The organism is Micromonospora sp. NPDC049201, from assembly GCF_055586805.1.
Genome location: NZ_JBVJHM010000017.1, coordinates 109,630 through 119,449, shown reverse-complemented (window position 1 = coordinate 119,449; position 9,820 = coordinate 109,630). Strand labels below are relative to the sequence as shown.

Here is a 9,820-nt window from a genome sequence, read left to right as displayed (position 1 = left end):
GGGCCCGCGCGCCCCCCCCCCGCGCGGGCGGGGCCGCGGGGGGGGGGGCGGGGGGGGGCCCCCCCCCCCCCGCCCCCCCCCCCCCCGGGGGGGGGGCGCGGCCCGGCCCGGCCGGCCCGGGCCCCCGCCACCGGCGCGGGCCGCCGACGGGCGGCGGGTCCGGCCGGTCGGGCGCCCTCGCGTCAGGGCAACGCCTTGAGGAACGGGCCGTGGTTGAGCCGGAACTCCCAGGAGTAGAACCGGTCCCAGTTGATGGACCAGGTCATGAGGCCGCGGAAGTTGGGGTTGGTGCCGCTGCGAGGGCTGTATCCGCCGCAGTTCTGACCCCGCACGAGGCAGGTGACCGCCTGTTGCACGCCGGCGGGGGCGAGGTAGCCGTTGCCGGCGCTGGTGGAGGAGGGCGCGCCGAACGCGACCTGGTCCTCGCGCAGCGCGGGGAAGACGGCGTTGGCGTTCCCCGCGACCGGGAAGCCGGCCAGCAGCATGTCCGTCATCGCGATGTGGAAGTCGGCGCTGCCCATCGTGTGGTACTGGTTGTCGAGCCCGACGATGGGACCGGAGTTGTAGTCCTGGACGTGCAGGACGGTGAGGATGTCGCGTAGCGCGTGGATCACCGGCAGGTAGGACCCGGCCCTGGGGTCCTGGCCGCCCCAGGGGCCTGAGCCGTAGAACTGGTAGCCGAGCTGCACGAAGAACGTCTCCGGAGCCATGGTGAGCACGAAGCCGCTCCCGTAGCGCTGCTTGAGGGCGCGGATCGCCGAGATCAGGTTCACCACGACCGGCGTGGTCGGGTTGCGGAAGTCGCTGTCGCCGGGGTCGAGGTAGAGGGAGTGGCCCTCGAAGTCGATGTCCAGGCCGTCGAGGCCGTACCGGTCGATGATGGCCGACACCGAGCGGACGAAGGTGTCCCGGGCGGCGGTCGTGGTGAGTTGCACCTGCCCGTTCTGGCCCCCGATGGACAGCAGCACCTTCTTGCCCTGCTGCTGTTTGGCGCGGATCGCGGCGATGAACTGGGCCTCGGTCTCCACGGTGGGGCATTCGGCGACCGGGCAGAGCTGGAAGCGGATGTCGCCGGAGGTGACGGAGGTGGGCTCACCGAAGGCGAGGTTGACGATGTCCCAGTCCGCGGGCACGTCGGCCATCCGCAGGTACCCGGCGCCGTTGGCGAAGCTGGCGTGCAGGTAGCCGATCAGGGCGTGCCGCGGCAGCCCGGTGTTCGGCGGGCTGGTCGGCGGCGCGGTGGTGGGCGGTGCCGTGGTTGGTGGCGGTGTGGTGGGCGGCGCGGTGGTGGGCGGCGCGGCGGTGGGGGGTGCCGTGGTGGGGGGCGTGCCACCTCCGCACGGCGCGCCGTTGAGCGTGCAGTCGCCGGGCGAGCCGGAGCCGGTGGCCAGGAACCCGAACGACACCGACGCGCCGGGGGACAGGGTGCCGTTCCAGGAGCGGTTGGTGAACGTGTGCCGCTGTCCCACGCTGGTGACCGTGGCGTCCCAGTACGAGCCGAGGGCAGTGCCCGCCGGCAGCGTGAAGGCGACCTGCCAGCCGGTGATCGTGACCGAGCCGCCGTTGGTGATGGTGTATCGACCCTCCCAGCCGGTGCCCCAGTCGGAGGTCCTGGTGAACGTGGCCGTCGGACCGGCGGCCAGGGCCGGACCGGCGAGGGTCAGGGTCGCCGCGGCGGCGGCGACCAGGGCCGCCAGGGTCGCCAGGAACGGTGTTCGGAATCTGCGCGCCATCCGGTCCTCCCGAGGGGTGCCCGGTCGAGGGGTATCGACGGGAGGCTAATTATTAGGTTTGTTAACTGAAGTTGTCCAGGCCCCCGGCCGTCCGGCGGCGCGGTCGCCGGCGTGGGCCGCCTCCACCCCACGGTGTCAGCTATCCGTCCCGGTCGGTCGCATGATCGGCCGGGCGGGCGTGCGATCGTGAGGATCGATCGTGACGCACATCGAGTGAGGGCGGCAGATGCGAGGAACAACGCCACGGGTACGCCTCGGCGCGATGCTGGTGCTGCTGATGCTCGCCGGCTCGGCCGCCCCCGCCGCGGCGGTTCCGCCCGACGGTTCCCGCCCCGGCGGCACCCGGTCCGAGCGGGTCGTGCCGGCCCCACCGGGGACGGTGTCCGCCGGCACCGGCGCCTCCGCCAACCGCGCCGCCCTGGCGGCCTCCTGGTCGACCGGGCAGGTGGCCCCGGGCGACACCCAGGGCTGGGTGTGGAACAACGCCAACCCCCTCACCGTGGCCTACCAGGTGGGCTTCTCCCCCACCGGCGCGAGCGCCGCCCTGCCGTGCCAGTTCGAGGTGACCCGCCGCTGGTACTCCCAACAGCCGGGCGGGGAACGGCGCTTCCACTTCCAGATCCGCAACAACGGCGCCGTCACCTGCGCGGCGACGGTCCTGCTGTCCGCCCAACCCGCCACGTACGACTGGACCATCGCGCCGCTCGCCCCGGGCGCCACCGGCAACTACCGGTGGGTCGAGCAGGTGTCGCCGACCGTCTCCTACCTGCTCGGGTTGAGCCCGACCGGCGCGAGCGGAGCAGCCGCGTGTCAGCTCGAGATCACCCGGACCTGGTACCTCCAGGAGGCCGGCGCGGTCCGCAAGTTCGCCTTCGTGGTGCGCAACATCGGCGCGGTCACCTGCGGTGCGCAGGTCCGCCTGGCGCAGCTGTCCGTGCCGACCACCTGGTACGTGGGCACCCTCGCCCCGGCCGGCTCGTCCACCTGGACCTGGAACAACGCCAACCCGCTCACCGCCGTGCACCTGATCGGCCTGTCGCCCTGGGGCGCGCAGCTCACCGACCCGTGCCAGATGGAGATCACCCGCACCTGGTACGTCCAGCGGGTCAACCCGGACGGCACCAACCAACGCCAGCTCGCCCTCACCGTGACGAACGTCGGCGCGATCAGTTGCACCGCCACGGTGTTCCTCACGCCCCTGACCACCTGAGACCGATTGCCGGCCCGATGGATGACGCGATGTGACATATCGATGGATGAGGATTGACGGGTGGCCCGTCAGGGCTCTATAACGATGTCGGGACCGGGCCTGACCTGATCGGCCGCCGGGCACCCACCGCCAGCCGCCGGCGGCGCAGCTCGGCCCTGACGGCCCGCCCGATGGAGACGGCATGACACGTCCCGATCCCGTCCGCCTCGCCGCGCCCCTGCTGGCCGTTCTCACGCTGGTCGCCGGCCTGCTCACCGCGCCGGCCGCGCCGGCGCACGCCGTGCCGGCCAAGAACCCGCCGCTGACCACTCCCTGGACCGCCCAGGCCCTCGACGGCGTGCCGCTGCCGGACTACCCGCGACCGCAGATGACCCGGCCGGACTGGCTCAACCTGAACGGCGAGTGGCAGCTACGCCAGTCCGCCACGGACGACGCCCCGCCGTTCGGCACCGACCTGCCCGAGCGGATCAACGTGCCGTTCCCGGTGGAGAGCGCCCTCTCCGGAGTGCAACGGTCCGCCGGCGACAACCGCAACCACCTGCTCTACCGGCGGGTCGTGACGGTGCCCTCGAACTGGAGCGGACGCCGCGTCCTGCTGCACTTCGGCGCCGTCGACTGGCAGACCACCGTCTGGGTCAACGGCGTCGCGGTCGGCGGCCACACCGGCGGCTACGACGCCTTCACCTTCGACGTCACCGCGCAGTTGCGCAGCGGCGCGAACGAGATCGTGGTGAAGGTGTGGGACCCGACGGACAGCCGGCAGAACGGCAGTCTGCCGCCGATCGGCAAGCAGACCAAGCAACCCGGCGGCATCTTCTACACGCCGAGCTCGGGCATCTGGCAGACGGTGTGGCTGGAACCGGTGCCGGCGGCGTCGATCAGCAGCGTCGACCTCTACCCACGCCTGGCCGACAACACCCTCCGCGTCCGGGTCTTCACCCGCGGGGACGTCAGCGGGCACCGCGTCGTGGCCGAGGCGCTCGACGGTTCCACCGTGGTCGGCTCCGCGACCGGCGGCTTCACCGAGTTCACGGTGCCCGTGCCGAACGCCCGTCGCTGGTCCCCCGACGACCCCTTCCTCTACCACCTGCGGATCACCCTGCGCGACGCGGCGGGCGGTCAGGTCGACCGGACCACGCACTACTTCGGCATGCGCGAGATCAGCACGGGCGTGGTCAACGGCGTCCTGCGGCCGAAGCTCAACGGCCAGTTCGTCTTCCAGACCGGCACGCTGGACCAGGGCTTCTGGCCGGACGGGCTCTACACCGCGCCCACCGACGCCGCGCTCGCCTTCGACCTGCAGAAGCACAAGGACCTCGGCTTCAACATGGTGCGCAAGCACATCAAGGTCGAACCGCAGCGCTGGTTCTACCACGCCGACCGGCTCGGCCTGCTGGTGTGGCAGGACGTCCCGTCACTGACCGCGCAGGACATCGACGCGACCGACGCGCAGCAGGCCCAGCTCGAAGCCGAGGCCCGCGAGATCGTGGACGAGCACCGCAGCTCGCCGGCCGTCGTCACGTACACCGTCTACAACGAGGGGTGGGGGGAGCGTGCGCTGGCCGACACCCGCCGGGTGGCCCAGAACGTGAAGAACCAGGACCCGACCCGGCTCGTCAACGCGCACAGCGGTTACAACTGCTGCCAGTCGTTGGGCAACCCCGGCAACGGCGACATCGACGACTGGCACGTCTACCTGGGCCCGGACTCGCCGGTGCCGTCGAGCAGCCGGATCGCCGTGCTCGGCGAGTTCGGCGGCCTGGGCCTGCGCGCGCCCGGACACGAGTGGAGCCCGAACGGCGCCTTCTTCGCGTACGAGTGGCAACCGAACTCCACCGCGCTTACCGACCGCTACGTCGGGCTCGTACAGGGCACCCAGAACCTCATGCTCGGCAAGGGACTGAGCGCCTCGGTCTACACCGAGATCGCCGACCAGGAGGGTGAGCTGAACGGATTCCTCACCTACGACCGGCAGGTGGTCAAGATGGACCAGGCCCGGGTACGGGCCGCCAACCTGTCCCTCATCAACGCGTCGAGATCCGTCGGCAGTTCGGCGCCGGTGGCGCTGCCGCTGAACACCCGCCGTTCCTTCCAGGTCACCACCCCCGGGTTCACCAACCGGTACCTGCGGCACCGGGACAGCCTCGCCTACACGGAGGTCGTGGACGGGAACAGCTCCGCGCTGCTCAGGAATGACGCGACCTACACGGTCCGGGCCGGTCTGGCCGACGCGACGTGCTATTCGTTCGAGTCGGTCAACTTCCCGGGCAGTTCCTCCGGCACCAGAACTCGCGCGTACGCAACTCGCCGAACGACGGCTCGGCCCTGCTCCGCGCGGACGCCACCTGGTGCGCCCGGGTCGGGGTCACCGGAAGCGGCGTGTCGTTGGAGTCCTACAACTTCCGCGGCAAATACCTGCGGCACTACGACTCCGAGGTCTGGCTGAGCAACGGCGCGGGCGGCGAGGCGTGGAACTCACCCGCGCTGTGGGCCGCGGACAGCACCTGGAACGTCACGACGCCCTGGGCGCCCTGACCAAGCCGGGGCGCTGACTCCCCCGGCAGCGCCCCCGCACCACCTCGATCGAGGCACATCTATTGACAAAGATTGTTTACGGTTTCACTCTGAGAGCGCTCTCTCGCGCCCGGAGGCACGGCGCGACGCCGCACCAACCGGAAGGAGTTCGATGACCAGAACCATGGCGCTGCTCACCGCCGCGACGCTCGCGCTGCCGATGCCGGCCGCCGCACCGCCGGAGGCCTCCCCCACCGCTCGGGCACAGGCACAGGCGCAGGTGTCCGGCCTGCCGGCCGGCATGGCCGAGGCGATGCGCCGCGATCTGCACCTGACCGACGACCAGCTCACCGCCCGCCTCACGGCCGAGGCCGCCGCCGCGGTGGTCGACCGACGGCTGCGCTCCCGCCTCGGCGCCCGGTACGCCGGCTCGTGGTTGGACCCGAGCGGCCCCCTCACGGTCGCCGTCACCGACGCGTCCGCCGCCGCGGCGGTACGGGCCGAGGGGGCCCGACCTCGGCTCGTCGCCCGGGCGCTCACGAGTCTCACCTCCGCACTGACCGCACTGGATCGGCGGGCAGGCAGCCATCCTCCCGGCGCCGCCGTGCGCGGCTGGTACGTCGACGCCGCCGCCAACGAGGTCGTGGTGCGGGTCGCGCCGGGCCAGGAGCGCACCGCCCGCGCGTTCGTCGGCGGCAGCGGCCTCGCCGGCGGGCTCGTCCGCTACGCGACGGCTCCGGACGCGCCGCGCCCGGTGTACGACATTCGAGGCGGCGACCAGTTCGTCATCAACGGCAACGTGCTCTGCTCGGTCGGCTTCGCCGTCGCGGGCGGCTTCGTCACCGCCGGACACTGCGGGGCCACCGGCAGCCCCACCCGGGGATACAACAACGTGGCGCAGGGCACCTTCGCCGGCTCGTCGTTCCCCGGCAACGACTACGCCTGGGTCCGCACCAACGCGGACTGGACGCCACGCCCCTGGGTGAACAACTACGCCGGGGGCAATGCTCCCGTCGCCGGCTCCCGGGACGCGGTGATCGGCAGCTCGGTATGCCGGTCGGGACGGACGACCGGCTGGCGCTGCGGCACCCTCCTGGGCCGGGAGGAGACGGTCAACTACGCGCAGGGCGCGGTCTACGGGCTCAGCCGCAGCAACGCCTGCGCCGAGGGGGGCGACTCCGGCGGCGCCTGGCTCTCCGGCGACCAGGCACAGGGGGTGACCTCGGGCGGATCGGGCAACTGCACCTCCGGCGGCACCATGTGGTTCCAGCCGGTCAACGAGATCCTCGGCGTCTACGGGCTGAACCTGGTCACCACCGGCGGTGGCGGGACCGGGACCCGGATCATCAGCAACTGGAACAACAAGTGCCTCGACGTGCCGAACTCGAACTTCTCCGACGGGGTTCCCCTCCAGACCTGGACCTGCAACGGCACGGCGGCACAGAGCTGGACCTTCACCGGCGGCAGCCTGCGCACGCAGAACAACATGTGCATGGATGTCGCCTGGGGGTCCCGGGACAACGGCGCGGTCATCCAGATCGCCACCTGTAGTGGCAACGCCGCGCAGCAGTTCGTGTTGTCCGCCGCCGGGGACCTGGTCAACCCGCAGGCCAACAAGTGTGTCGACATCAAGGACTGGAACGGCGACGACGGCGCGCGGTTACAACTCTGGGAGTGCGGCGGCACCGCCAACCAGAAGTGGCGCACCGGCTGAGCGGAGTGCCCGACACGGCGTCCCGTCCGAGGTGGGCCGAGGACGGGCGTCGTGCCGCTCAGGAACGACTGCCGAACCGGGCGTGCCGCCGGGCCGGGTACGGGTTCCGCGGATCGGCCCGCCTGCGTGCTTTGCACCCCGCTCCGACGGTCTGGGCGGGGTTAGAGCCGCCCCGGCGCGGGTAGCCACCGCCGGCCAGACACCGGTGGCAGCGAGGAGGTCCGGGTGACGCCGATCGACGCCTTCTTCGACGGTCTGGGTCGGAGCGGCCCCGACGAGCGGTTCGTCAAGGTCAGTGGCAGCGTGCGGTTCGACATCCACGACGACCGAGGGGTACACCACCGGCGTCTCGACATCGACCACGGGCGGCTACGGGTCACCGAGGACGACGGCCCCGCCACCACGGTCGTCACCCTCTCCGAACAGACCGCTGTGGCGATGGTGGCCGGCGGGATGAACGGGCTGGCGGCGATCGCCCGGGGCGAGATCATGGTCGACGGTGATCTCGCGCTGGCACTGCGGATCGGACGGCTGTTCCCCGCGCCCGCGACGGCGGCCGGCCGGCAGGGTGGAGGCGCCGCGTGAGGGACGTGCCGGGCACCGTGTCCTGCATCGACGGGAACACGTTCGTCGTCTCCGACAGCAGTGGGGACATCGAGGCCTCGTCGGCCGCGCCGGTGGGTCTGTTCTCCGCCGACTCGCGCTACCTGTCCCGGTGGGTGCTCACCATCGACGGCGAGCGGATGACCGCCCTCTCGGTGGACGACAGCCAGTACTTCGAGGTGGCGTTCTTCCTCGTTCCCGGCGGCCGGATGGACTACGTCCAGGCGGACGTGTCCGCGATCCGACGACGCCGCATCGGCGCCGACCTGGTCGAGACCGTCACCGTCTTCAACTACGGCGAGTCGGACCTCGACCTCGCGGTGCGTCTCGAGGTGGCCGCCGACTTCGCCGACATCTTCGAGATCAAGTTCGCTGCCGACGCGAAGGTCGGCGAACGCTACGCGCACGTCACCCCCGACGAGCTACGGCTGGGCTATCGCCGGGCCACCTTCCAGCGGGAGGTCGTCCTCACGGCCAGCCAGCCGGCGACCTTCACCCCGGAGCACCTCGACTTCCCGATCCGGCTGGCCGCCGGATCCAGTTGGACGGTCGAGGTGAGGGCCGAGATGAGAGCGCCGCGACCCGACGGCGTCGACCTGCGGGCCGGGCTCCGGGTCCACCGGCCCGACGCGTCGACCCTGCCCGACGGCGTACGCGCCTGGGTGGCGGCGGCTCCGACCCTGGACACCGACAGCCCGGTGCTGCGCCAGGTCTACCAACGCAGCCTGGTGGACCTGGCGGCGTTGCGGTTCGCGCCGCTCTCACTCGGCGGCGCCACCGTGCCGGCCGCCGGGCTGCCCTGGTTCATGACCCTGTTCGGCCGGGACAGTCTGCTCACCTGTCTGCAGGCGCTGCCGTTCACGCCGTCACTGGCACCGGCCACCCTGCGGATCCTGGCCTCGCTCCAGGGCGCGCGCACCGACGACGTGCTGGAGGAGGATCCCGGCCGGATCCTGCACGAGCTGCGCTACGGCGAGTCAGCGGCCTTCGAGGAGCAACCCCACTCGCCGTACTACGGCACCGTGGACGCCACCCCGCTGTTCCTGGTGCTGCTCGACGAGTACGAGCGGTGGAGCGGTGACGCGGATCTCGTCCGCGAGCTGGAACAGGAGGCCCGCGCCGCGCTCCACTGGCTGGACAACCACGCCGACCTCACCGGCGCCGGCTACGTCTCGTACGAACGCCGCAACCGCTCCACCGGCCTGGACAACCAGTGCTGGAAGGACTCGTGGGACAGCATCACCTACGCCGACGGACGACTCCCGGGCTTCCCCCGCTCGACGTGCGAGACCCAGGGGTACGCCTACGACGCCAAGATCCGCGCGGCCCGGCTGGCGCGTACCTTCTGGAACGATCCGGCCCTGGCCGAGCGTCTGGAGAACGAGGCAGCCGCGTTGTACGAGCGGTTCAACCGCGACTTCTGGCTGGCGGACCGCGGCTACTACGCCCTGGCGCTCGACGGCGACGGCACGCCGGTGGACAGCCTGACCTCCAACATCGGACATCTTCTGTGGAGTGGCATCGTCCCGCCGGAGCGCGCCGGACGGGTCGCCGAACTCCTGATGAGTCCCGCGCTGTTCGCCGGCTGGGGTGTCCGCACGCTGGCCGAGGGGCAGGCCCGCTACAACCCGCTGGGTTACCACAACGGGACCGTGTGGCCGTTCGACAACTCCTTCATCGCCTGGGGACTGCGGCGCTACGGTCTGACCGACGAGGCGGGACGCATCGCCGAAGGAATCATCGAGGCCGCCGGCTTCTTCGAGGGTCGCCTGCCCGAGGCGTTCGGCGGGTTCGACCGCCGGACCACCCGCTACCCGGTCCGGTATCCGACCGCCGGCAGCCCGCAGGCGTGGTCCAGCGGGGCGTCGCTGCTTCTGCTCCGCACGATGCTGGGCATGGAGCCCCACGAGGACCACCTCGCCACCACCCCGGCGCTCCCGCCCGCCTTCGAACGGATCACCCTGCTGGACATTCCCGGCCGCTGGGGCAGGCTCGACGCCTTCGCGCGTCGCCGGCCGGATCCGGCGAGCCCCTGACCGGGGCGCT

The 9,820-nt window shown here is 71.8% G+C and carries 5 protein-coding genes and 1 pseudogene; 5 read left to right on the top strand and 1 reads right to left on the bottom strand.

What is annotated here, in order from left to right:
- Positions 1 to 182: 182 nt before the first annotated feature.
- Entirely contained in the window at positions 183 to 1,733 is a 1,551-nt protein-coding gene (locus ACZ6O5_RS29295) for a chitinase (protein WP_465981314.1), read from the bottom strand.
- 226 nt (positions 1,734 to 1,959) lie between these two features.
- On the opposite strand from ACZ6O5_RS29295, the gene ACZ6O5_RS29290 reads away from it, so the two are divergent.
- The 5 genes and pseudogenes from ACZ6O5_RS29290 to ACZ6O5_RS29270 all read left to right on the top strand — a co-directional run bounded on the left by ACZ6O5_RS29290 (position 1,960) and on the right by ACZ6O5_RS29270 (position 9,810).
- The gene (locus tag ACZ6O5_RS29290; RefSeq protein ID WP_465981312.1) at positions 1,960 to 2,943 is read left to right on the top strand and encodes a hypothetical protein; all 984 of its coding nucleotides are present in this window, start codon (positions 1,960 to 1,962) and stop codon (positions 2,941 to 2,943) included.
- Between the two features lie 181 nt (positions 2,944 to 3,124).
- Positions 3,125 to 5,478: pseudogene (locus ACZ6O5_RS29285) on the top strand (AbfB domain-containing protein).
- A gap of 151 nt (positions 5,479 to 5,629) precedes the next feature.
- Entirely contained in the window at positions 5,630 to 7,171 is a 1,542-nt protein-coding gene (locus ACZ6O5_RS29280; RefSeq protein ID WP_465981310.1) for a ricin-type beta-trefoil lectin domain protein, read from the top strand.
- Between the two features lie 225 nt (positions 7,172 to 7,396).
- A complete protein-coding gene (locus tag ACZ6O5_RS29275) occupies positions 7,397 to 7,756 on the top strand; it encodes an SCP2 sterol-binding domain-containing protein (protein WP_465981308.1) in 360 nt (119 codons plus the stop codon).
- A gap of 5 nt (positions 7,757 to 7,761) precedes the next feature.
- On the top strand, positions 7,762 to 9,810 hold the full coding sequence (locus ACZ6O5_RS29270) for an amylo-alpha-1,6-glucosidase (RefSeq protein ID WP_465981320.1): 2,049 nt from the start codon (positions 7,762 to 7,764) through the stop codon (positions 9,808 to 9,810).
- Positions 9,811 to 9,820 lie beyond the last annotated feature (10 nt).

Coding starts and splice junctions, on each gene's coding strand:
- ACZ6O5_RS29295 (WP_465981314.1), bottom strand. CDS start 1,733: ATGGCGCGCAGATTCCGAACACCGTTCCTGGCGACCCTGGCGGCCCTG.
- ACZ6O5_RS29290 (WP_465981312.1), top strand. CDS start 1,960: ATGCGAGGAACAACGCCACGGGTACGCCTCGGCGCGATGCTGGTGCTG.
- ACZ6O5_RS29280 (WP_465981310.1), top strand. CDS start 5,630: ATGACCAGAACCATGGCGCTGCTCACCGCCGCGACGCTCGCGCTGCCG.